This is a genomic window from Vibrio fujianensis (assembly GCF_002749895.1).
Lineage (GTDB): Bacteria > Pseudomonadota > Gammaproteobacteria > Enterobacterales > Vibrionaceae > Vibrio > Vibrio fujianensis.
The window spans coordinates 353,643-377,876 of record NZ_NBUS01000042.1 but is presented as its reverse complement, the minus strand read 5'-3'; the positions used below and the strand labels follow the sequence as shown (position 1 = coordinate 377,876).

Here is a 24,234-nt window from a genome sequence, read left to right as displayed (position 1 = left end):
CAATGGTCTCAAGGCGGAAGCGGTCAGTTGGTTAATGCTGCAACGGGACAAGCCATTACTTGGATGGATGCATTCATTGGTAATATTCCAGGTTCGATCGGTGAAGTTTCTACACTGGCATTAGCGATTGGGGCCGCTTTCATTGTTTACATGGGAATCGCATCTTGGCGCATTATTGCTGGGGTTATGATCGGTATGATTGCACTTGCTACATTATTTAATGTAGTGGGCTCAGACAGCAACGCCATGTTTAGTATGCCTTGGCATTGGCATCTGGTGTTAGGTGGCTTTGCTTTTGGTATGTTCTTTATGGCAACAGACCCCGTGTCTGCATCATTTACAAATAAAGGTAAATGGGCATATGGAATTTTGATCGGTGCAATGTGTGTGCTAATCCGAGTTGTCAACCCCGCATACCCTGAAGGCATGATGCTAGCGATTTTATTCGCTAACCTATTTGCTCCTCTTTTCGACCATCTCGTTGTCGAGAGAAACATCAAACGGAGACTAGCACGCTATGGCAAGTAGTAACGATAGCATTAAAAAGACCCTGTTTGTTGTTATTGCACTGAGCCTCGTGTGCTCGATCATTGTATCGGGAGCCGCGATAGGCTTACGTGAGAAACAGCAGATAAATGCACGTCTAGATAAGCAAAGCAAAATTATCGAGGTAGCAGGTATCGAAGCTTCTGGTTCAATACCAGAACTCTATACACAGTATATTGAACCTCGTTTAATTGACTTCAAAACGGGTAATTTTATAGAGCGGGCTGAAGATGGCTCAACCGCTGCTGATTTTGATCAGCGTAAAGCTGCCAAAACGGCCGATGAGTCAATCAAACTTCCTGCCGACCAAGACGTCGCAAAAATTATTCGTCGCTCCAACACCGGTATTGTTTATTTAGTGAAAGATGGCAATCAAGTATCGAGAGTGATCCTTCCGATTCATGGCAACGGTTTATGGTCGATGATGTATGCTTTTGTTGCGGTCGAAACCGATGGTAATACCGTGTCGGGGATTACTTATTACGATCAAGGTGAAACTCCTGGGTTGGGTGGTGAGGTTGAAAACCCATCTTGGCGTGCTCAATTTGTTGGTAAGCAATTATTTGATGAGAATCATAAACCCGCAATTAAAATTGTAAAAGGTGGTGCTCCAGAAGGTTCCCAACATGGTGTGGACGGTTTATCTGGTGCGACATTGACCAGCAACGGTGTACAAAATACCTTTGACTTCTGGTTGGGAGATATGGGTTTTGGTCCTTTCTTGGCAAAAGTTCGTGATGGAGGTCTTAACTAATGTCTAGTACTAAAGATCTTAAAAAGAGCATTCTCGCCCCAGTGTTAGACAATAACCCAATTGCCTTACAGGTATTGGGGGTTTGTTCTGCTCTAGCAGTAACCACCAAACTAGAAACAGCTTTTGTTATGACGTTAGCGGTTATGTTTGTAACGGCGCTGTCTAACTTTTTTGTTTCATTGATCCGTCATCATATCCCTAATAGCGTACGGATTATCGTACAAATGGCGATTATTGCTTCATTGGTTATCGTGGTTGACCAGTTTTTAAAAGCTTACCTGTACGATATTTCCAAGCAGTTATCGGTATTCGTTGGTTTGATTATTACTAACTGCATTGTTATGGGGCGCGCGGAAGCGTTTGCGATGAAGTCGGCACCAATTCCTTCTTTAATCGATGGTTTGGGTAATGGTTTGGGTTATGGTTTTGTTCTGATTACCGTCGGTTTTTTCCGCGAACTATTAGGCTCAGGCAAGCTATTTGGTTTGGAAGTTTTGCCGCTTATTAGCAATGGTGGTTGGTATCAACCTAATGGTTTGATGCTGCTTGCACCATCTGCATTCTTCCTAATTGGCTTCTTGATCTGGGCAATTCGTACGTTCAGACCAGAGCAAGTAGAAGCGAAGGAGTAAGATCGTAATGGAACATTATATTAGCCTGCTGGTTAAATCGATTTTTATCGAAAACATGGCTCTGTCTTTCTTCTTAGGAATGTGTACTTTCTTGGCGGTTTCTAAGAAAGTAAAAACCTCCTTTGGGTTGGGGATCGCAGTTGTTGTGGTACTAACTATTGCTGTACCCGTGAATAATCTTGTTTATAACCTGATTTTAAGAGAGAACGCTCTCGTTGAGGGGATTGACCTCAGTTTTCTTAACTTCATTACCTTTATCGGTGTCATCGCTGCCTTAGTACAGATCTTAGAAATGATTTTGGATCGTTTCTTTCCACCTCTGTATAACGCATTAGGTATTTTCCTACCGCTAATCACGGTGAACTGCGCCATCTTTGGTGGGGTTTCATTTATGGTGCAACGTGATTACAACTTCACAGAGTCGATTGTTTATGGCTTTGGTTCTGGCGTTGGTTGGATGCTGGCAATTGTTGCACTTGCGGGGATTCGTGAAAAAATGAAATATTCAGACGTTCCTCCTGGTTTACGTGGTTTAGGGATCACTTTTATCACGGTAGGGTTAATGGCGTTAGGCTTTATGTCTTTCTCTGGTGTTCAACTGTAAGTCGGGTAGGCCGCAACAATAAAGGAATAGTCAATGCTAAGTATTATTCTTGGTGTCGTGATGTTTACCATTATCGTACTTGCTTTGGTTTTAGTGATTTTATTTGCTAAATCAAAACTAGTACCAACAGGTGACATTACAATCTCAATTAATGGCGATCCTGAAAAAGCGATCGTGACACAGCCTGGTGGCAAACTACTCAGTGCCTTAGCGGGTGCCGGTGTATTCGTTTCATCTGCCTGTGGTGGTGGTGGCTCTTGTGGCCAGTGCCGAGTTAAAGTGAAATCAGGTGGTGGAGATATCCTTCCGACTGAACTTGATCACATTACTAAAGGTGAAGCCCGCGAAGGCGAACGTTTGGCATGTCAAGTTGCAGTGAAAACAGATATGGATCTTGAATTACCAGAAGAAATTTTTGGTGTGAAAAGATGGGAATGTGAAGTTATCTCCAATGATAATAAAGCCACCTTTATTAAGGAGCTTAAGTTACAAATTCCTGATGGTGAGTCTGTTCCATTCCGTGCCGGTGGTTATATTCAGATCGAAGCGCCTGCGCATCATGTTAAATATGCTGATTTCGATGTCCCTGAAGAGTATCGTGGTGATTGGGATAAGTTTAACTTATTCCGTTACGAGTCTAAGGTGGATGAAGATATTATTCGTGCGTACTCAATGGCTAACTATCCAGAAGAGTTTGGTATTATTATGCTTAACGTGCGAATTGCAACGCCTCCGCCAAACAACCCTGATGTACCACCCGGTCAAATGTCCTCTTATATTTGGTCGTTGAAGCCAGGTGATAAGTGCACGATCTCTGGTCCTTTTGGTGAATTCTTCGCTAAAGATACCGATGCAGAGATGGTCTTTATCGGTGGTGGTGCTGGTATGGCACCGATGCGTTCTCATATTTTTGATCAGCTTAAGCGTCTTAAATCTAAGCGTAAAATGTCATTCTGGTACGGTGCGCGTTCTAAACGTGAAATGTTCTATGTTGAAGATTTCGACATGCTACAAGCTGAAAACGACAACTTTGTTTGGCACTGTGCTTTGTCTGATCCGATGCCAGAAGATAATTGGGATGGTTACACTGGCTTTATTCATAATGTTTTATATGAACATTATCTTAAAGATCATGAAGCACCAGAAGATTGTGAGTTCTACATGTGTGGTCCACCGATGATGAATGCGGCCGTGATCAGCATGCTGAAAGATTTGGGTGTCGAAGATGAAAACATCCTACTTGATGACTTTGGTGGTTAAGCTACGATAAGCGTCATATCGATGGCTGGCTCTGATGAGTCAGCCATTATTTTTCCAATCTATAGACATATGAGTGAGAGAAAATAGGTGTATTAATGCTTGTACAATAACACCTATGTTTTCATCACGGCTCCGAGAGGTATAAACACGTGAAAAAATGGCTTGTTGCATTAACAGCGCTATTGCTATTTTCTGGATGTGAGAAATCGATTGAACTGGTGCATTTATCTGGCCCGACAATGGGGACAACTTACAACATTAAGTATACTCAGCAAGCTGGCATTCCAGACTCATCGTTACTTCATAAAGAAATAGATCGTTTATTGGAGGAGGTGAATGATCAAATGTCGACTTATCGTGAAGATTCCGAACTGAGTCGATTTAATCGTTACCAAGGAAATGAACCATTTTCTGTTTCTAAACAAACTGCAACCGTTGTAAAAGAAGCCATACGGTTAAATACGCTCACACAAGGAGCATTAGATGTCACCGTTGGTCCATTAGTCAATCTGTGGGGATTTGGCCCTGAAGCACGTCGCGATATCGTGCCTAGTGAAGAAGATTTAGCGCAGCGTAAAGCGAAAACGGGAATCACACATTTATCGGTTGAGGGGCATTCGCTGCAAAAAAATATTCCCGATCTGTATGTTGATCTATCGACCATTGCCAAAGGTTGGGGAGTGGATGTTGTTGCCGATTATATTGAGTCTCAAGGAATAGAAAACTATATGGTCGAGGTCGGTGGTGAAATCCGCTTAAAGGGGTTGAATCGGGATGGTGTGCCTTGGCGAATTGCGGTTGAAAAGCCGGATACAGACGAGCGGGCGGTACAAGAAATTATTGAGCCAGGCGATATGGCTATTGCCACCTCTGGGGATTACCGTAACTACTTTGAACGTGATGGTGTACGTTATTCTCATATTATTGATCCAAAGACAGGCTACCCTATTCATAACCATGTTGTTTCAGTTACGGTGTTGGATAAATCTAGTATGACAGCAGATGGTTTGGCGACCGGATTAATGGTGTTAGGGGAAGAAAAGGGAATGGCTATCGCTGAATTAAACCACATTCCAGTATTTATGATTGTAAAGACAGCCAATGGTTTTGAGGAATTAGCTTCCAGTGCATTTAAACCTTACCTTAATCGCCAACCTAATCAGTGAGTCAACACAATGAATACATTTCTAATTACTTTTGCCATCTTTGTTGCTGTGATTGCAGCAATGGCTGTGGGCTATATTTTTCAAAAGAAAGTCGTGAAAGGGAGCTGTGGAGGTTTAGGAGCGGTTGGTATCGATAAAGTTTGTAACTGTCCTGAGCCTTGTGATGCTCGTAAAAAACGGGAAGCTCGAGAAGCGATTCGTGCTGAGCGTATTGCGGCGTGGGAAAAAGATCGTATAGCATGAGCAATTGCTAAGATCTTGGCTTCGGTTGGGATTATTTTCTGCTGCTGACTTTGCAAAATAGAGGAATGTTTATATACTGTTTTTTTAAACAGTATTTCTTTAGGGGGCAGAGCTGAATAGAAAGATTATCCATATCGATATGGACTGTTTCTATGCTGCCGTAGAAATGCGTGATAATCCGCAGTATCGTGGTCACCCCATCGCGGTTGGTGGTCATGAAAAGCAGCGTGGCGTTATTAGTACTTGTAACTATGAGGCGCGAGCATTTGGTATTCGTTCAGCAATGCCAACCGCACAGGCTATCAAACTATGCCCCCATCTACTGGTTATCCCTAGCCGTATGCCAGTTTATCAGGCAATTTCTCGCCAAATTCACGCTATTTTCCGTCGTTATACTGAGATCATTGAGCCTTTATCGCTTGATGAAGCTTTTCTTGATGTGAGCAATACAACGATATGCCATGGCAGCGCAACGTTAATTGCAGAGGCTATTCGCCGAGATATCAGCAATGAATTACAATTGACCGCATCGGCAGGGGTCGCTCCAGTCAAATTTTTAGCCAAAGTCGCTTCGGATATCAATAAACCCAACGGTATCTATGTGATTACACCTGATATTGTGCAAGATGTGGTGGATAAACTACCATTGGGAAAAATTCCCGGAGTAGGTAAAGTGAGCTTGGCCAAGCTTAACCAAGCTGGTTTTTTTCTGTGTCAAGATATTAAACACAGCAATTATCGAGAATTATTACGTCATTTTGGTCGTTTAGGTGCCTCTTTATGGAACAAAAGCCATGGTATCGATAATCGACCAGTGGTGACTGAACGTGAGCGTAAATCTGTGGGGGTTGAACGGACTTTCAGTGAAAATATTGCCACTTATGATCAATGTTGGCAGGTTATTGAGCACTATTTATATCCAGAATTAGATAGTCGACTAACCAAAGCCTCTCCTCAAAGGAGGATTATCAAGCAGGGGATCAAAGTAAAATTTGCCGATTTTCAGTTGACGACCATAGAACATGGTTCTTCACAGCTCGAATTAGAAGATTTTAAAACATTATTGGCGGAAGTGCTGACGCGACAAAAGGGAAGAGAAATTCGCTTATTAGGTTTGCACGTGATGCTAAAACCCCTTCAACCTTTCCAGCAATTAAGCTTTTTATCTTTTTAGGCTATCTTTTCGGCATCTCAATTATTTTATTGCATTAAAATTAGGTGTTACGGTATTTTTTTTGATTCTTTTAGCAAAGTATTTCATTAACGATTGTTAAATCTATATATTTCCATTATTGTACTAGTCTACTAGTTTGATGATGTGTGAGTGGTTATGACACAAAATAGTTCTCGTGAAACGTTTGGCTCACGCCTTGGCTTTATTTTAGCCGCTGCGGGCGCGGCTGTTGGGCTTGGTAATATTTGGGGGTTTCCGACTCAAGCAGCCAGTAACGGTGGCGGTGCTTTTCTATTAGTGTATCTAATTTTGATTTTTATCGTTGCCTTTCCCATGTTAGTGGTAGAGATGGCAATTGGACGCTCAGGTCAAGCAAACCCGGTCGATAGTATGCGCTCATTAACGGGCCATACGTTTGGAAAAAAAATAGGCGCTTTAGTGGGTTGGATTGGTTTGAGTGTTCCTAGCACGGTATTGGCTTTTTATAGTATTGTCGGTGGGTGGATCATTTGCTTCTTATTTGCCGCATTTACCGACTTATTGGGATTTGAATCAGCTAGCCTATGGTTAAAAGGATTCTCGGTTGAACGCAACTTATTCGGTACTCTAATCTTCTATCTTTTGACGATTTTGATTGTTCGTGGTGGGGTCAAGCACGGTATTGAAAAGTGGTCGACACGTCTTATGCCTGCCTTATTTGTGCTGTTTGGTATTTTATTTATTTACATCATGATGCAACAAGGTGCGATGGATGGTTTGAAGCATTATCTTATCCCAGACTTTGAAAAAATCTGGGATAGAAAGCTGATTTTAGCCGCAATGGGACAAGGCTTTTTTTCTTTAACGATTGGTGGTTGCTCGATGTTAATTTATGGTTCTTACCTGAGTAAGAAAGAAAACCTACCTAAAATGGCAATGAATGTAACTTTGGTTGATACCAGCGTCGCTTTTATTGCTGGCCTTGTTGTGATGCCTGCGATGTTTGTTGCAATGAATAAAGGGGTTGAAATTTATGCACAAGACGGGTCATTACTCAGTTCCGATACCTTGGTATTTACTGTATTACCGATGATGTTTGATAGTTTAGGGTTACTGGGGCAATTATTTGCTGCGGTTTTCTTTTTGCTATTAACGATTGCGGCATTAACTTCATCGATTTCTATGCTTGAGTGTCCCGTGGCTTTGGTAAGTGAACGTTTGAATACCTCACGAGGCGCGACCAGTTGGGTTCTTGGCGGTGTGATTGCGTTATTTAGCGTTGTTATCGTGTACAATTTTGCAAGCTTATTTGGCTTGGTAGCGATGGCGGCGACACAATATTTACAACCGACAGCGGCATTAATGTTTTGTTTATTTGGTGGTTGGGTATGGAGCCGTAATGGTAAATTTAAAGAGCTGCAACAAGGTTATCCTGAATTTTCTCAAAGTTTATTTGCGAAAATCTGGCCAGGTTATGTTCGCTTTGTGTGTCCGATTTTAGTGGCTACGGTCATTTGGGCTTCGTTTGCTTAATTTGTCTAGTCTATAGTCAAGCCCTTGAGGAATATAAACCAAGGGCTTTTTGTATTAAGCAGGAGAAGGGGGCATAATTTGCCCTGTGGTTAGCGGTTCTAAATCAGTATCGATAACTTCTTCAATAAAATCTCCTACGACTTGCTCAACCATCTCATCACTTTGTTTAAAGTAAGCCAGATGAAAAATCGCATCCCCTTCATTAACGAGAGGCAAGGTTTGCTGGCCGATGACTATTCCACCTTTATTGGCGGTAATTTCTATCTCTACATTACCTAATGGAGAGTTGATATAAGCCAGTGTTTGTCCTTTTTCTACTTTATCACCCAGAGAAACGACGGTACGTAAGATGCCATCGGCTTCTGCTCGTTGCCAACTGGTCGATTTTGCAATGACAGAGCTCGGTACCTGTTTTCTGCTAGGGCGAAGCATGCCGATTGCTTGCATGACTCGTTTTACTCCGACGATGCCTGCGCTAATGGCAATCGGTTCAAAGCGTAGCGCCTCGCCTGCTTCATAGGTTAAGACAGTAATACCGGCTTTTTCCGCTTCGCTGCGTAGCGATCCGTTACGCAGCGGAGAATCGATAATGACAGGTGTAGCAAAAGCTTGAGCCACTCGTAAGGTTTCAGGGTTACTGAGATCGGCACGTATTTGTGGCAAGTTTGTTCGATGGATAGCCCCAGTGTGTAAATCAATGATGTAATCGCAATTCAGGGCAACTTGAGAGAAAAATGTGTGAGCCATACGAGAGGCTAATGAGCCTTTTTCACTACCGGGGAAACAGCGGTTGAGATCTCGCCTATCGGGTAAGTAACGAGATTTATGGATGAAACCAAATACGTTCACAATCGGAACGCTGATGAGTGTTCCCCTTAACTTCGTTGGATCAATCGTGTTAATCAGCTGGCGAACAATTTCGACGCCGTTAAGTTCGTCACCATGAATGGCGGCGTTTACCATCAAAATTGGGCCAGCAAACGCGCCATTAATAATTTCAATCGGGATGGATAATGGAGAGTGGGTATATAGTTTGGCCGCTTCAAGCTCGATGACTCGTTTCGTCGCTGGGAGAATGACTTCCCCCAGAAATGAATACGCGGAATTACGATTAACCTTTGCCACGTGTTTTGGTCCTTCTACTGGCTGCATTTTTTTCAATAAACTCGACAATCATTCCAGCAATGTCTTTGCCTGTGGCTGCTTCAATGCCTTCGAGGCCCGGGGAGGAATTGACTTCCATGACTAAAGGGCCTCGCTCTGAACGAAGGAGGTCGACACCCGCAACATTCAACCCCATCACTTTAGCAGCATCAATCGCTGTTTTACGTTCTTGGGGGGTGATTTTTACCAGTGATGCTGTGCCACCACGATGTAAATTGGAACGAAATTCACCTTCTGCGCCTTGGCGTTTCATGGCTGCGATGACTTTATCACCAATGACAAAACAACGAATGTCAGCACCACCCGCTTCTTTGATGTATTCCTGAACCATGATATTTGCTTTTAGCCCCATAAATGCTTCGATGACACTCTCTGCAGCTTTACGGGTTTCTGCTAGCACGACACCGATACCTTGTGTTCCTTCCAGTAATTTGATCACAACCGGAGCACCACCAACCATCTCGAGTAAATCTTTTACATCATCCGGTTTGCTCGCAAACCCGGTGATCGGCATACCAATCCCTTTGCGAGATAATAGCTGCATAGAACGCAATTTATCTCGAGAGCGACTGATAGCGACCGACTCATTGATCGGGTACACCCCCATCATTTCAAATTGCCGTAGCACGGCTGTACCGTAAAAAGTGACAGAAGCACCAATACGAGGGATAACCGCATCAAAACCTGAAAGTTTCTCACCTTTAAAATGGATCTCTGGTTGTTCTGAGTTGATATTCATATAACAGCGTAAAGCATCGATAACTTTGACTTCATGCCCGCGTTGTTTGCATGCTTCAATTAAACGTTTTGTTGAATACAATGAAGCGTTACGCGACAGAATACCAATTTTCATTATTTTGGCTCCTCGAAAGGGATTAAAAAGGATTGGGTTGGATCAACCATGATTCGATGATGCATAGCCGTTCGGCCTAATAACATTCGAAATGCCATATTTTCACGATTTGTCAGGGTTATTTCTATCGGCCAAGTATGCCCCCCAAGAGAAACTTCTGACTCGATCACATAGCGAGACTCTTCATGTCCTCCTGAATCTCGAACAATCCGCTCATCAATCACTTTAGCTTCACAGACCGTCACTTCTTCAGTGTTATGTTGTAGTGGATGAATCCAAAAACGTACCCAAGCGGCATTTTCTTTAGTAAATGGCTCCACTTGAAAAGTGTGAAGACAAGAAGTCCGGGCTCCAGTATCGATTTTGGCTTTTATTTTTCCAATACCTAATCTAGGAAGGCTTACTATTTCACGCCATCCTACAATCATTTTTTCTTCGTTCATGGTTATTTCATTTATGTTGAGCATAATACCCTTCCTACTTGAATCTGCAGGGGTGTTGGCTGCGTTCGTTCATCCCAATCACATAGCCTGTCTATGCTGATGGGGATGATGAGAGCCATCTGTGGCTCTCATCAAAGGCGAGCCTACGGCTGTTCAAATTTGTTCCAGACAATTTGTCACTCACTTGCCGCCTACCTGCAACAGCAAGTTGTTTGGGTATAGTGGACACGATTCTGAATTTGGCTATATCAAGAGAAGAAATATCATCGCTCATGACATTGGCTATGCAGTTATCGCTTGAATCGAGTCGGGTGAATAACTCAGGAGAAATTCAAGGACGCGAACTCTAGCAGTAGACCGTGGGTATCGCTAATGAATAAAATTTTTCGTATCGATAAAAAAATGCTTTTGGCCGACCCTTTTGGGTCGTGTTTGTGGCTCTTTTTACCGGATTATCGGCTTATCATGTAGAGTAACTACATGATAAGCTTCTGTCTTGTATAAATAAGCCACAAGTTGTTGTAAAAATTAGCTCAAAAGGTCAACAACCCCCTAGGTTCGCTTGACCATTAACTTTAGGCTTTGGTTGGAATATTTTCCAGTAAAGCGATCATTTGTTGCCAGAAGAGCGCTACGGTATCAATTTTCACTTTTTCATCGGGAGAGTGAGGGAATTTGATGGTTGGACCAAAAGAGAGCATATCCATATTGGGATAAGGTTTTTTGAATAACCCGCATTCAAGCCCAGCATGAATAACCATGATATTGGGTTTATGCCCATAGAGGTCTTGGTACATATCACGGAAAATGTGCATGATTTCTGAATCCGCATCAGGTTTCCAACCAGGGTAAGCTCCCGAGAAGGTGATGTTTGCTTCAGCCAGTTGCGCAATTGATGAAAGCATACTTTGTACTTGGCTCCGGCCTGAGTCAATCAGTGAGCGAATGAGGCAGAGAACGTTAACCTGCTTTTCTTCAGTTGTGATTACGCCGACATTCAGGGAGGTTTCTACCACGCCTTCAATGTCATCACTCATGCGAATAACCCCGTTAGGACACGCGTTAAGTGCTGCTATAACACGTTGCTGGCACGGTAAAGTAAAAACTTGATGAGTGGTTTCAATCGCCTGATTTAACGTAATGATGGTTGTTTCAACTTGACCTAATTCTGAGGTTAATAACTCGCGATATTGTGTGAAGGTTTCATCGAGTTGATTAACTTTTTCGGCGGGAACGGCAACAGTGACAAATGCTTCACGAGGAATGGCATTACGCAGGCTGCCCCCACGAAACTCGATCAAACGAAGATCTAACGCATGTCCATGCTCAGCTATAAAGCGAGCCAATAGTTTATTGGCATTACCCCGGCCAGTATGAATATCACAACCAGAGTGACCACCTTTTAGTCCTTTCAGTGTCAGTTGGCGAGTCACAAATCCAGTCGGTTGTTCTTCACGTTGAATATCAAAACTAAAGGCCGCATCGACACCACCGGCACAGCCCATATAGACTTCACCTTCTTGTTCTGAATCGGTATTTAGAAGAATGTCTCCCTCTAACCAACCCGCTTGTAGGCCAAAAGCTCCGGTCATTCCCGCTTCTTCATCAATGGTTAGTAACACTTCAAGTGGACCATGTTTGATATCATTCGAGGCCAGTACTGCCAAACAGGTTGCCATACCAATACCATTATCAGCACCGAGTGTGGTTCCTTTCGCAGTTACCCACTCACCGTCAATATAAGGTTGAATGGGATCTTGCGTAAAATCATGCTCTGTGTCTTCATTTTTCTGCGGCACCATATCAATATGAGCTTGGAGTACCACCCCTTTCTTATGTTCCATACCTGATGTTGCTGGCTTTTTAATAAACACGTTTCCTGTCGGATCTTGACGAACGTTAAAGCCTTGCTGGGTCGCCCAATCAATGATGAATTGCACAAGAGCTTGTTCATGTTTAGATGGATGAGGGATGGAACAAATTTTATCAAAAAATTGCCATACAGGGCTTGGTGATAATTTACTGATTTCAGAGTGGAATTCAGACACAAGTGACTCCTTTTATGTAAATTTCCCCGATTATTATTAGGTTTTTTCCCCTATTTTAGATAGATAGGCTGTAATCGGGCTATGACATAGTAACCTGAAACAGCATACCACTATGTCTGTGGTGGGAGTAGCGCCTTTGGTGATCAATTCTGCTTTTGTTGTTTTCACTAACGTCATATCGAAGTCAGAGAAGTATAAGACAGCGGCACGTGCCTTATTGTTTATCCTGTAATTAAATTACCATTTGTGGCGTTTTTTTTGCCAGTTTTTACTTTTATGTGATTTTTATCACTAAATATATTGTAATAAAATTTCTTTGTAGTATATTTATAACCAACTTCGCGAGTGAAGACAAAATGCTCAAAGGATGAGTCCGATTTATCGCCTCCAAGGAACTGAGAAATCAATAAACAATGTTTGATTTTAATGGTGATAGTTATGAATAAAGGTTTATCGTCTGTAATGTTCTGGAATAATAACGCTGTGTTTACTAGTAACTTTACATACCCTTCAAGCTTTGGTTACTAAATTTAAGCTTGTATCTTGAACAGTTTTGTTCACCCCTATATTGGAATTTATTGTTAATCGTATTTGATTCGTATAATTCACCGCCACCTATCATTAGGTGGCGTTTTTTTATCCTAAAAATGCGTGCATTCTTACTTATTGCATTTAATTCCGTATGGAATTTATTGGTTGATAACTTTATAATCGGCGACCAATCGATTACGCAACCGTTTACCTTACCATTATTAGGACTCAAACATGCTGGAAAGACTATTTAAACTCAGTGAACATGGTACAAGTGTGCGCACTGAGATCATTGCCGGGATCACCACCTTCCTGACAATGGCGTACATTATTTTTGTCAACCCGGCGATTCTATCTGATGCCGGGATGGATCGCGGCGCTGTCTTTGTCGCGACATGTTTAGCTGCCGCAATTGGCTGCTTTATCATGGGATTTGTCGCGAATTATCCTATCGCCCAAGCGCCAGGAATGGGGTTAAATGCCTTCTTCACCTACGTGGTGGTATTGGGAATGGGTTATACCTGGCAGGTCGCATTAGCGGCAGTATTTTGTTCTGGGATACTATTTGTATTATTGAGCTTATTTAAGATCCGCGAGTGGATCATCAATTCAATTCCGATGTCATTACGAACCGGGATTTCTGCTGGTATTGGCCTGTTTTTAGCGTTTATTGCGTTAAAAAATGCCGGTATTGTGGTGGATAACCAAGCCACACTGGTCTCTATGGGGGCGATTACCGCCTTGCCAGCCGTGTTGGGTGCGCTCGGTTTCTTTTTCACGATTGCTTTAGTGCATCGAGGTGTTCAAGGAGCCGTAATGATCGCTATTTTGGCGGTAACAGCTCTTGGACTTCTATTTGGTGATGTGACTTGGGGAGGGGTTATGTCTACTCCACCAAGCCTTGCACCGACTTTTATGCAATTAGATTTTTCTGCTATTTTTGAAGTTAGTATGATCTCGATCGTATTTGCTTTCTTATTTGTTGATCTGTTTGATACTGCTGGAACCTTAGTTGGTGTGGCAAGTAAGGCTGGCTTTATTGGCAAAGATGGTAAAATTCCTCGTTTAAATCGTGCCTTATTAGCAGACTCAACGGCGACCTCGGTTGGCGCTTTGCTTGGTACATCAAATACCACTTCTTTTGTGGAAAGTGTTTCTGGTGTGGCTGCTGGTGGACGAACAGGATTGACCGCTGTTGTGGTTGGCATTTTATTTCTGCTTGCATTATTCTTCTCGCCATTAGCGGGCATGATCCCAGCTTATGCAACGGCAGGAGCTCTGTTTTATGTTGCCATCCTAATGCTTTCTGGCCTAGTCAGTATTGATTGGCGTGATCTAACGGAAGCGGCACCAACGGTGGTGACTTGTTTATTAATGCCGCTGACGTTCTCTATCGCAGAAGGCATTGCGCTTGGCTTTATTTCTTATGCGTTGATCAAACTGCTTAGTGGTAAAGGCCGTCACGTGTCACTCAGTGTCTGGATCATGGCAGCTATCTTTATTATTAAGTTTATCCTTGAGGCATAAACATACCCAATTTCCAAACAATTAGGTTTAATTACAATGAGTAAAAAATTCGTTATCACTTGGGACAATATGCAGAAATTTTGTCGTGAACTTGCCCAGCGTCAAATGCCTGCAGAACAATGGAAAGGTATCCTAGGTGTCAGCCGAGGTGGTCTGGTTCCGGCTGCTATTTTGGCCCGTGAATTAGGGATTCGTTATGTCGATACCGTATGCATCTCAAGTTACGATCATGATCACCAACGCGACATGAGTATTTTAAAAGCTCCAGAACATGATGGCGAAGGTTTTTTAATTGTTGATGATTTAGTTGATAGTGGTGATACAGCGCGCCAGATTCGTCAAATGTATCCTAAAGCGAAATTCGTTACGGTTTGTGCTAAACCAGCAGGAAAAGAGTTAGTTGATGAATACATTGTTGACATTGAACAAGATACATGGATTGAACAACCTTGGGATATGGCTTTATCCTATATTGAACCGGTCAACCGCAAACAAAAATAATCACGCATCTTGTTTATGATAACTTTTGATCAATAATCACTGAAATGGCCCTGCAAAGGGCCATTTTTTTGATTAGTATAACTGCATCTATGCTTTATATAACGAGATGTCTTATGTCTGATTCAAGCAGTAACAATCTTTCTGAAACGTTATTTCAAAAACACAAGCAAGCCAAAGAAACTTCCGCATTAACTCAGTATATGCCCAGTAGCCTTGAGTTTATCGAACAAAAGATGGAACAAGATACATTCTTCTGGTATCGCAACTTGCGCCGCTTACAGTGGGCATGGTTAGGCATTGATCCGATAGATCAAGAAGAAGTGTTAGCGCGTATTGCTTCATCACAACATTCGAGAACCTATGATAAATGGCTCGATACCGTGATAGGGTATCACAGTGGAAATTGGACTTATGAATGGACTCGGCTTGGAGCAAACTACCATAAGCAAAGTGAATCTTTAACCGGGGATCAAGCAGCAGAGCGGATGTTCAGTGCCTCCTTGTGTTATAGCATTGCGGGCTATCCGCATTTAAAAAAAGATAACCTGGCGATACAAGCGCGTGTTTTAGCCAATCAAGCTTATCAACAAGCGGCTGAGCTGACCAAATACACGATTAAACCGCTGGAGTTTGACTATCAAGGTAAAAAAATTATCGGTCATTTACATTTATCGCATACGAATGAACCACAGCCGGTGGTGATGGTGAGCGCTGGATTAGATAGTTTACAAACAGATATGTGGCGGTTGTTCAGGGATTATTTAGCTAAACGTAATATCGCGATGTTAACGATAGATATGCCGTCAGTGGGGCATAGTCATCATTGGCCTTTAACCCAAGATTCCTCTTGCTTACATCAAGCGGTGCTTAATCAGTTAGCACCATTGCCTTGGGTGGATCATCGCCGAGTTGGACTCGTTGGATTTCGATTTGGTGGCAATGCTATGGTTCGGCTCTCTTTTCTTGAATCTTCGAAGATAAAAGCCTGTGTTTCGATTGGGGCACCTGTTCACGATATTTTTGTTTCTCAAGAAAAAATGAAAATGATGTCGAAAATGTACTTAGATGTTTTGGCGTCTCGTTTGGGGAAAAACACGGTTGATATTCCAAGCTTATCGGCTCAATTAATGGCTTGGTCATTGAAAGTTCAAGGGGTACTGGCGACAAGGCGTACACCGGTACCGATTTTAGCGCTTTCTATGGAGGGAGATCCCGTATCACCAGCAAGTGATAACCATTTGATTGCTACCTTCAGTCAAGGAGGAAAAGCAAAACTGGTAAAAGATGAAAGTATTTCACGAGGATATGAGCAATCCCTCGATTTAGCAATAAAATGGCTCGAAGAACAACTCTGTGGATGACTTTTCAATTTAATTAGTGAAAAGTGAATGCTGTGCGCTTTTTAAGCGCATGATTATTATAATGAATAGGCATTCTAAACATGGAGAGATAAAATGTCAGAAGTGGCAAAAAAACCAACCCACCACCGTTTGTTGTCAGTATTGAAAGCGATTGGCCCTTATCTGCGCGAAGGCCAATGCCAAGAAGGGAAATACCTCTTTGATTGCTTGGCCGTTTGTATTAACGATAAAAAATCGCCTGAAAAACGTGAATTTTGGGGCTGGTGGATGGAGCTGACTAAAACCGATACCGGATTTGAAGCTAATTATCGAATAGGGCGATATAATGTTGCTGGACACTGGGATGCTTCCTCTCCCCCAGAGCAAGCAATGTTCGAAGTCGTAAGAACTCAACAAGCATTTCATCAAAAACTCGCGCAAACGTTACAAGAACGGTTCTTATTTACTCTCTCTTTACATCAACAGTCGGATGAATTTGTCTAGATTGAGGGTAAGATAGAGAAACCGTCAAAAAAAGAGGTGTTTCACCTCTTTTTCCTCTTGTACAACCCGCGCTTGATTGCTAAAACATCACCTCTTATATGTTTTCCATTGCAGAATAAATCATGACAACGAATCAACAATGCCAAATCACACCCCAAACGGTTGTGGTCAAGTTAGGAACCAGTGTATTAACTGGCGGAACTTTGGCACTTGACCGAGCCCATATGGTTGAACTTGTTCGCCAATGCGCTGAACTTAAAAAACAGGGCCACAAAGTGGTGATTGTTTCATCTGGCGCGATTGCCGCTGGGCGAGAGCATCTCGGTTATCCCGCCTTGCCGCACGCTATTTCCAGTAAGCAGCTTTTAGCGGCGGTCGGTCAAAGTCAGTTGATTCAGGCATGGGAATCCCTGTTTGCTTTGTATGGAATTAAAATAGGGCAAATGTTACTTACCCGAGCTGATTTAGACGATCGAGAGCGCTTTCTTAATGCTCGTGACACTATCAATGCATTGGTTGATAACGATATTGTTCCTATCGTCAATGAAAATGATGCAGTAGCAACGAATGAAATTAAAGTTGGTGACAACGACAACCTCTCAGCTCTGGTTGGCATTTTATGCGGTGCTGATAAATTGTTACTGTTGACCGATCAAAAAGGCTTATTTACTGCCGATCCGCGCAAAGACCCCAACGCTGAATTGATCAAAGAAGTGAAAACCATTGATGACACTTTGCGAAAAATTGCTGGCGGAAGTGGTACAACATTGGGTACTGGCGGTATGGCGACTAAACTACAAGCGGCCGATATCGCTCGTCGTGCCGGAATTGAAGTGATTATTGCTGCCGGTCGTGCTCAAAATGTCATTTTTGATTCACTGAGTGATCACCCACAAGGTACACGGTTTTTGGCATTAGAAGAGGCTCTGGAGAATCGCAAACGTTGGATATTAGCTGGCCCTGCAGCATCAGGCGACATTATTATTGATTTGGGTGCGGCGAATGCTTTGCTTGAAAAAGGCAGTAGTTTATTAGCGAAAGGGGTGGTTCGAGTGGCAGGGAAATTTGCTCGTGGTGAAGTGATTCGCGTCAAAGATCAGCATCAACATTTAATTGCCCGAGGAATCAGCGCTTATTCAAGTGGTGATTTAGCAAAAATTGCCGGTAAACACAGCAAAATGATCATCGATATTCTCGGATACGATTATGGTGCTGAAGTGATCCATCGTGACAATATGGTTGTCATTCAAGAATAGGGAGAAACAGCGTGGATTTAATCCAAATGGGCCAAGCGGCAAAAGCGGCCTCTTTCCAACTTGCCACCGCATCAACCGCACAGAAAAACCGAGCATTAGCTATGATTGCTGATGAACTCGAAGCCAATGCGGCCGTTATTTTAGCGGCGAATGCAAAAGACATTGCATCAGGTAAACAAGCGGGACTGAGTGATGCTCTGCTCGATCGTCTGCTCCTGAATGAAGCACGTTTAGATGCTATCGCCACTGATGTACGTAATGTGATCAGCTTGCCAGATCCAGTCGGCAGTGAAATCGACGGTAAAGTGTTAGCAAACGGTATGTCTCTCGCCAAACGTCGTGTTCCGCTTGGCGTTGTTGGGGTGATATATGAAGCTCGACCTAATGTGACGATTGATATTGCCGCTTTATGTTTAAAAACGGGTAATGCGGCCATTTTACGTGGCGGCAAAGAGACTTTTTTTTCCAATATGGAATTGGTTAAAGTGATCCAGTCGGCATTAGTCAAAGCTCAATTACCCATCGCAGCGATTCAGTATATTGAAAACCCCGCTCGTGAGTCGGTTGCCCAATTACTCAAACTGGATGAGTATGTGGATATGATTATTCCACGAGGTGGGGCTGGATTGCATAAAATGTGCAAAGAAAACAGTACAATTCCAGTCATCATTGGCGGGTTTGGCATCAGCCATATTTTTGTTGATGCAAGTGCTGATCTCGATAAATCGGTTGATGTGATTGAAAATGCCAAAACACAGCGTCCTTCTGCCTGTAACTCATTGGACACCTTGTTAGTTCATGAGGCGATTGCGCAACCGCTACTTAAAAAATTGCTTGTCAAACTCAATCATAAAGTTGCTTTTGTCGCGGACAATCAGGCCAAAATCTTGATGAGTGAAGCGCGTGACATTCGTACTGCAGAGGCGGGTGATTTTGATACTGAATGGCTCAGTTATACCTTAGGGGTAAAAGTGGTCAAAGATGTGCATGAAGCGATTGAACACATGCGTACACATAATGCAAGCCACTCCGATGCGATTATGACCAATGATCTTTTTAATGCCGAATTATTCATTAATTCTGCTGGCTCAGCGGCGGTTTATGTTAATGCGTCAACCCGTTTTACTGATGGTGCTCAATTTGGCTTAGGCGCGGAAGTGGCGGTATCCACTCAAAAATTGCATGCACGAGGGCCAATGGGATTAGAAGAACTGACTAGCTATAAATGGGTTGGTAAAGCTAATTACTTATCTCGTCAGTAAAGTTAGCCTTGATGATAAGGCTAAGTTGGTCACACTTAACAAATTTGCGTTAACAGGTTGAGAAAAGGGGCAAGCAAGCCCCTTTTACTTTTGTTCATATTCGCATTTAGGTACACTGAGCGTCTAGTTATGGAGGTAATATGCATTGTCCTTTTTGTTCTGAAAATGAGACGAAAGTCATCGACTCTCGCTTGGTCGCTGATGGGCATCAAGTACGCCGTCGCCGGCAATGTTTAGCTTGCAGTGAGCGCTTTACTACCTTTGAGACGGCCGAACTTGTGATGCCAAAAGTGATAAAGTCGAATGGTAATCGAGAGCCATTTGACGAAGAAAAAATGGTCGGTGGTATGCAGCGAGCACTAGAAAAACGCCCAGTGAGTGCCGATGCGATAGAGCTAGCGATCAGCAATATAAAATCTAAACTGCGTGCGACCGGTGAGCGTGAAGTTCCTAGCCAACTGATTGGTAATTTGGTGATGGATCAACTCAAAGAGTTAGACAAAGTTGCTTACATCCGTTTTGCCTCAGTCTATCGTAGCTTTGAAGATATCCGAGAGTTTGGTGAAGAGATAGCCAAACTAGAAAATTGAATTTGAGTCCCAGAATGCCCAACTTTACTGCTTTTGATTATCAAATGATGGCCTATGCACTGAAACTTGCAGAGCGAGGTCGATTTACGACTGCACCAAATCCCAATGTGGGCTGTGTGATAACACGCGGTGAGAAGGTCGTAGGAGAAGGGTTTCATTATCGAGCTGGGCAACCTCATGCCGAAGTTCATGCACTGCGAATGGCTGGGGATCAAGCTCAAGGAGCAACGGCCTATGTTACATTAGAACCCTGTTCTCATTACGGAAGAACACCACCTTGCGCGAAAGGCTTAATCAACGCTGGTGTTAGCAAAGTCATTTGTGCGATGCAAGATCCAAATCCGCAAGTTTCTGGTCGTGGGATTGCTATGTTGAGAGCGGCTAATATTGAGGTGGTGGTTGGGCTACTTGAGCGTGAGGCGAAAGCGCTTAACTTCGCTTTTATTAAGCGAATGCAAACCGGCATGCCTTTTGTTCAGCTCAAACTAGCTGCTAGTCTTGATGGGCAAACGGCACTTGCTAATGGTTGTAGCCAATGGATCACCTCGTCACAAGCTCGTCAAGATGTGCAAGTTTACCGTGCACAGGCGGGGGCTATTTTATCGACTAGCCAAACAGTATTAAGTGACAGTGCTTCGCTGGCGGTACGTTGGTCTGAGTTACCAAGTGAGTTGCGGACATCATATCCTGAATGTGAGCTTCGGCAACCAACACGAGTCATTTTAGATCGCCAGCATCAGCTTCACTCTGCTTTGCGTCTTTATCAAGTCGAATCACCTGTTTTACGTGTCGCCCAACAGCAAGCGGAGGTGTGTGTGGAGTTGGATCGACAAGGTCGATTAGATCTTCGCCAAACCTTGGCAACGTTAGCACTGCAAGAAAATATCAATCATCTTTGGGTTGAAGCTGGAGCCACTTTAGCGAATACATTATTAGCCGAGCGATTAGTCGACGAACTGATTGTTTATTTGGCTCCCAAGATTATGGGCAGTGATGGTCGAGGCCTGTTTGGTACATTAGGCTTAACTGAAATGGAACAGGTACCAGAGTTGGAGATCAAAGATTGTCGAATGATTGGGCCCGATCTCCGTTTAACCGCAACCTTAAAACAATAAGATTCGAAATTATGTTTACTGGAATTATTGAAGCGGTTGGGACATTAACCGCGATAACTCAACAAGGTGAAGATGTCTCTATCACCGTCGATACTGGTAAGCTGGCGATGAGTGATGTCAGATTAGGCGATAGTATTGCTACCAACGGAGTCTGCTTGACGGTTGTTGAGATGACATCGCACAGCTATCGTGCTGATCTTTCATTAGAAACGCTTAATAAATCGGCTTTTGCCCATTATCAAGTTGGTGCAAAAGTTAATTTAGAAAAAGCCATGCTGCCAACCACCCGATTGGGCGGGCATATCGTGTCAGGTCATGTGGATGGAGTTGGTGAAATACTAGAGCAACACCGAGTGGGGCGAGCACTAGAGTTTTGGGTTAGTTTACCTTCGGCGCTGGATAAATATGTTGCAGAAAAAGGCTCAATAACGGTCGATGGTATTAGTTTAACCGTTAATGCATTGCGCCAAGGGGCATTCAAATTGACCATTGTGCCACATACCTCACAAGAAACTACCATGGATACATTCAAGCCCGGCCATAAAGTAAATTTAGAAATTGATGTACTGGCGCGTTATTTAGAGCGATTACTCCGAGGTGATGGTCATGAAGCCGCCCCTCAATCTCGTTTAACGATGGAATTCTTACAACAAAACGGTTTTGCTTAGTGTCTATCTTGATCAAGGCATTAATATCGGCGATAGCGAGTTTATAGGAAAAGAACGATGGCAATTAGTACACCTCAAGACATCATTGAAGATATCCGTTTAGGTAAAATGGTCATCTTGATGGATGATGAAGACCGAGAGAATGAAGGCGACCTGATTATGGCCGCTGAGCATATTACCCCCGAAGCGATCAACTTTATGGCAACGCATGGACGTGGATTGATCTGTTTAACCATGACGAAAACACGTTGTCAGCACCTTGGTCTTGCCCCAATGGTACAAGACAATAATGCCCAGTATACGACAAACTTTACCGTTTCTATTGAAGCGGCTGAAGGTGTCACTACTGGCATTTCTGCCGCGGATCGTGCGCGCACTGTGCAAGCTGCAGTCGCCCCCAATGCAAAGGCTGCGGACTTGGTTCAACCTGGACATATCTTTCCACTCGCGGCGCAAGATGGCGGAGTGTTAACCCGTGCGGGGCACACAGAAGCCGGATGTGATTTAGCCCGCCTAGCCGGTTTAGAGCCAGCTTCTGTGATTGTCGAAATCTTAAATGAAGATGGCACTATGGCTCGTCGTCCTGACCTGGAAATTTTTTCGAAAAAACATGGTATTAAATTAGGGACGATTGCTGATCTGATTGAATATCGAAATCATACTGAAACTACCATTGAACGGGTGGCACAATGCCAATTGCCGACTGAATTTGGTGAATTTGAACTTGTGACTTATCGTGACGTGATCGATAACCAAATTCATTTTGCCTTGAAAAAAAAAGCCGTATCCACTCAAGCGCCTTTGGTGAGAGTTCATCTACAAGATACCTTTACCGACTTATTGCGCAGTGATCGTAGTGCTGAACGTAGCTGGAGTTTAGACCAAGCCATGCAACGTATCGGCCAACAAGGTGGGGTACTGGTTATCCTTGGTAATGAAGAGTCGACAGATTTGTTGTTACATCGGATAAAAATCTTTGAGCAGCAAGATAAAGGTGAAGCCCCTACTTTAGCCAAAAAACAAGGCACTTCTCGTCGAGTCGGTGTTGGTTCACAAATTTTAGCCGATTTGGGGATCACCGACATGCGCTTACTCTCATCGCCTAATAAGAAATACCATGCTTTGGGCGGTTTTGGCCTAAACGTGGTTGAATACGTATGTGAATAAAGTCCTACTTTATCATTGTCTAGAGACCCTAGAGACGGATAAGGTATAAAATGCAGAATCATGCAGGTTTTGTGAGATTAACCTGTAAGTGAATTTCGTCGTGATGCGAGTGTGGGTAATTTCCATTAGATATCGCTCACAAATTTGTGCTAGAATCCGGCGATTCTCACTTGATGAATAGAGTTAAAGGAAAGCTTATGAAAGTGATTGAAGGTGGTTTCCCAGCACCCAATGCTAAAATTGCGATTGTGATTTCTCGTTTCAATAGTTTTATCAACGAAAGTCTATTGTCTGGAGCCATCGACACTTTGAAGCGTCATGGCCAAGTGAGCGACGATAATATTACCGTTGTTCGTTGTCCAGGAGCCGTTGAGCTTCCTCTTGTGGCACAGCGTGTCGCGAAAACGGGTAAATTTGATGCCATTGTATCGCTCGGCTCAGTTATTCGTGGCGGTACGCCGCACTTTGACTATGTTTGTAGTGAAATGAATAAAGGTCTGGCCCACGTTTCACTGGAGTTTAGTATTCCGGTGGCATTTGGTGTTTTGACTGTAGATACCATCGATCAAGCTATTGAACGCGCAGGAACCAAGGCTGGTAATAAAGGTGCTGAAGCCGCACTAAGCGCACTTGAGATGATTAACGTTCTTTCTGAAATTGATTCCTAATGGGGGCCAGTGTGAAACCAGCCGCACGTCGTAATGCACGCCAATTTGCACTACAAGCGATTTATTCATGGCAAATTACTAAAGAGAATGTGGCGACGATTGAAGAGCAGTTCTTGTCCAGTGGTAAGTATGATGAAGAAGAACATCACGCCGCAGAGCCTGCTCTGGCAGCGCCAGAAACAGATGTTACGTACTTCCGTGATCTTTTAACTGGTGTTGTTCTTAACCATACTGAACTGGATAGTAAATTACGTCCGTTTGTTTCTCGTCCAATGCAAGATCTTGATATGATGGAGCTTGCGTTGCTTCGCCTAGCAATGTATGAGATGACTCGACGTGAAGATGTGCCCTATAAAGTGGTGATAAACGAAGCGATTGAGCTTGCAAAAGTGTTTGCCGCAGAAGATAGCCACAAGTTTATTAATGGAGTGTTGGATAAAGCCGCTCCTCATGTGCGAAAAAAAGCCTAATGTTACTAGGGTCAACAGACCCTAATCAAGGTCAGCATCTGCTGGCCTTTTTTCTATAATATGACTACGGATAAATATCGAACTATTCCCCTTTTTCTGTACTCATAAATTCTGCTTGCAAGCGTAGGGATCGCTCCGATGTTTGGTGAATTTAACTTAATTGAAAAATACTTCTCTGCCCGTCAGCCTCAGCGTAAAGATGTACATTTAACCCTTGGTGATGATTGTGCCATTGT

The 24,234-nt window shown here is 43.2% G+C and carries 26 protein-coding genes and 1 pseudogene; 23 read left to right on the top strand and 4 right to left on the bottom strand.

Annotated elements, in window-relative coordinates:
* The 9 genes from B7C60_RS18910 to B7C60_RS10725 form a co-directional block, all read left to right on the top strand.
* A partial coding sequence (locus tag B7C60_RS18910; RefSeq protein WP_245869184.1) for an RnfABCDGE type electron transport complex subunit D occupies positions 1–528 on the top strand: 528 nt, incomplete at its 5' end.
* On the top strand, positions 518–1,300 hold the full coding sequence (locus tag B7C60_RS10760) for a Na(+)-translocating NADH-quinone reductase subunit C (protein ID WP_099611649.1): 783 nt from the start codon (positions 518–520) through the stop codon (positions 1,298–1,300). The genes B7C60_RS18910 and B7C60_RS10760, both read left to right, overlap by 11 nt.
* A complete protein-coding gene (locus B7C60_RS10755) occupies positions 1,300–1,932 on the top strand; it encodes an NADH:ubiquinone reductase (Na(+)-transporting) subunit D (RefSeq protein ID WP_099611648.1) in 633 nt (210 codons plus the stop codon). The genes B7C60_RS10760 and B7C60_RS10755 overlap by 1 nt, the downstream gene beginning before the upstream one ends.
* Before the next feature lie 7 nt (positions 1,933–1,939).
* Positions 1,940–2,536, top strand: coding sequence for an NADH:ubiquinone reductase (Na(+)-transporting) subunit E (gene nqrE / locus B7C60_RS10750; RefSeq protein WP_099611647.1), 597 nt, complete (start codon positions 1,940–1,942; stop codon positions 2,534–2,536).
* A 33-nt stretch (positions 2,537–2,569) separates the two neighbouring features.
* On the top strand, positions 2,570–3,796 hold the full coding sequence (gene nqrF / locus B7C60_RS10745; RefSeq protein ID WP_099611646.1) for an NADH:ubiquinone reductase (Na(+)-transporting) subunit F: 1,227 nt from the start codon (positions 2,570–2,572) through the stop codon (positions 3,794–3,796).
* A gap of 149 nt (positions 3,797–3,945) precedes the next feature.
* On the top strand, positions 3,946–4,962 hold the full coding sequence (locus B7C60_RS10740; protein WP_099611645.1) for an FAD:protein FMN transferase: 1,017 nt from the start codon (positions 3,946–3,948) through the stop codon (positions 4,960–4,962).
* Positions 4,963–4,971: 9 nt separating this feature from the next.
* Complete coding sequence (nqrM, locus tag B7C60_RS10735; protein WP_099611644.1) at positions 4,972–5,205, top strand: (Na+)-NQR maturation NqrM; 234 nt, start codon at positions 4,972–4,974, stop codon at positions 5,203–5,205.
* A gap of 112 nt (positions 5,206–5,317) precedes the next feature.
* The gene (gene dinB / locus B7C60_RS10730) at positions 5,318–6,379 is read left to right on the top strand and encodes a DNA polymerase IV (RefSeq protein WP_272870133.1); all 1,062 of its coding nucleotides are present in this window, start codon (positions 5,318–5,320) and stop codon (positions 6,377–6,379) included.
* Between the two features lie 156 nt (positions 6,380–6,535).
* Positions 6,536–7,891, top strand: coding sequence for a sodium-dependent transporter (locus B7C60_RS10725; protein ID WP_099611642.1), 1,356 nt, complete (start codon positions 6,536–6,538; stop codon positions 7,889–7,891).
* A gap of 54 nt (positions 7,892–7,945) precedes the next feature.
* Here the strand turns inward: B7C60_RS10725 and B7C60_RS10720 are convergent, their stop codons facing one another.
* From B7C60_RS10720 to B7C60_RS10705, 4 genes are all read right to left on the bottom strand, one after another.
* Complete coding sequence (locus B7C60_RS10720; protein ID WP_099611641.1) at positions 7,946–9,043, bottom strand: succinylglutamate desuccinylase/aspartoacylase family protein; 1,098 nt, start codon at positions 9,041–9,043, stop codon at positions 7,946–7,948.
* Positions 9,003–9,908, bottom strand: a complete 906-nt coding sequence (gene rimK / locus B7C60_RS10715) for a 30S ribosomal protein S6--L-glutamate ligase (protein ID WP_099611640.1) — start codon at positions 9,906–9,908, stop codon at positions 9,003–9,005. Before rimK ends, B7C60_RS10720 begins: the two co-directional genes overlap by 41 nt.
* Positions 9,908–10,351, bottom strand: coding sequence for an ATP-dependent zinc protease family protein (locus B7C60_RS10710; protein ID WP_099611639.1), 444 nt, complete (start codon positions 10,349–10,351; stop codon positions 9,908–9,910). Before B7C60_RS10710 ends, rimK begins: the two co-directional genes overlap by 1 nt.
* Before the next feature lie 575 nt (positions 10,352–10,926).
* Positions 10,927–12,399, bottom strand: coding sequence for an aminoacyl-histidine dipeptidase (locus B7C60_RS10705; RefSeq protein ID WP_099611638.1), 1,473 nt, complete (start codon positions 12,397–12,399; stop codon positions 10,927–10,929).
* Between the two features lie 426 nt (positions 12,400–12,825).
* On the opposite strand from B7C60_RS10705, the gene vcdP reads away from it, so the two are divergent.
* From vcdP to B7C60_RS18905, 14 genes and pseudogenes are all read left to right on the top strand, one after another.
* Positions 12,826–12,927, top strand: a complete 102-nt coding sequence (vcdP, locus tag B7C60_RS20140; protein WP_483887759.1) for a small protein VcdP — start codon at positions 12,826–12,828, stop codon at positions 12,925–12,927.
* Between the two features lie 237 nt (positions 12,928–13,164).
* A complete protein-coding gene (locus B7C60_RS10700; protein WP_099611637.1) occupies positions 13,165–14,457 on the top strand; it encodes an NCS2 family permease in 1,293 nt (430 codons plus the stop codon).
* A 36-nt stretch (positions 14,458–14,493) separates the two neighbouring features.
* On the top strand, positions 14,494–14,958 hold the full coding sequence (gene gpt / locus B7C60_RS10695) for a xanthine phosphoribosyltransferase (RefSeq protein WP_099611636.1): 465 nt from the start codon (positions 14,494–14,496) through the stop codon (positions 14,956–14,958).
* A 113-nt stretch (positions 14,959–15,071) separates the two neighbouring features.
* Positions 15,072–16,319, top strand: coding sequence for an esterase FrsA (frsA, locus tag B7C60_RS10690; RefSeq protein WP_099611635.1), 1,248 nt, complete (start codon positions 15,072–15,074; stop codon positions 16,317–16,319).
* Between the two features lie 93 nt (positions 16,320–16,412).
* Positions 16,413–16,802 (top strand): sigma factor-binding protein Crl, encoded by a 390-nt coding sequence (crl, locus tag B7C60_RS10685; protein WP_099611634.1) that lies wholly within the window; start codon positions 16,413–16,415, stop codon positions 16,800–16,802.
* Positions 16,803–16,924: 122 nt separating this feature from the next.
* On the top strand, positions 16,925–18,058 hold the full coding sequence (gene proB / locus B7C60_RS10680; RefSeq protein WP_099611633.1) for a glutamate 5-kinase: 1,134 nt from the start codon (positions 16,925–16,927) through the stop codon (positions 18,056–18,058).
* An 11-nt stretch (positions 18,059–18,069) separates the two neighbouring features.
* On the top strand, positions 18,070–19,320 hold the full coding sequence (locus tag B7C60_RS10675) for a glutamate-5-semialdehyde dehydrogenase (RefSeq protein ID WP_099611632.1): 1,251 nt from the start codon (positions 18,070–18,072) through the stop codon (positions 19,318–19,320).
* Positions 19,321–19,460: 140 nt separating this feature from the next.
* Positions 19,461–19,910: a transcriptional regulator NrdR gene (gene nrdR / locus B7C60_RS10670; protein WP_099611631.1), complete on the top strand. Its 450-nt coding sequence runs from the start codon at positions 19,461–19,463 to the stop codon at positions 19,908–19,910.
* Positions 19,911–19,924: 14 nt separating this feature from the next.
* Positions 19,925–21,025, top strand: coding sequence for a bifunctional diaminohydroxyphosphoribosylaminopyrimidine deaminase/5-amino-6-(5-phosphoribosylamino)uracil reductase RibD (ribD, locus tag B7C60_RS10665; RefSeq protein ID WP_099611630.1), 1,101 nt, complete (start codon positions 19,925–19,927; stop codon positions 21,023–21,025).
* An 11-nt stretch (positions 21,026–21,036) separates the two neighbouring features.
* A complete protein-coding gene (locus B7C60_RS10660; RefSeq protein ID WP_099611629.1) occupies positions 21,037–21,693 on the top strand; it encodes a riboflavin synthase in 657 nt (218 codons plus the stop codon).
* Between the two features lie 57 nt (positions 21,694–21,750).
* A complete protein-coding gene (ribBA, locus tag B7C60_RS10655; protein WP_099611628.1) occupies positions 21,751–22,860 on the top strand; it encodes a bifunctional 3,4-dihydroxy-2-butanone-4-phosphate synthase/GTP cyclohydrolase II in 1,110 nt (369 codons plus the stop codon).
* Between the two features lie 197 nt (positions 22,861–23,057).
* Entirely contained in the window at positions 23,058–23,528 is a 471-nt protein-coding gene (gene ribH / locus B7C60_RS10650; RefSeq protein WP_099611627.1) for a 6,7-dimethyl-8-ribityllumazine synthase, read from the top strand.
* Positions 23,528–23,998 carry a transcription antitermination factor NusB gene (gene nusB, locus B7C60_RS10645; protein WP_099611626.1) on the top strand — a complete coding sequence of 157 codons (471 nt, stop codon included), beginning with the start codon at positions 23,528–23,530 and terminating at the stop codon, positions 23,996–23,998. The genes ribH and nusB overlap by 1 nt, the downstream gene beginning before the upstream one ends.
* Before the next feature lie 138 nt (positions 23,999–24,136).
* Positions 24,137–24,234, top strand: a pseudogene (locus B7C60_RS18905) (thiamine-phosphate kinase); the annotation flags it as partial.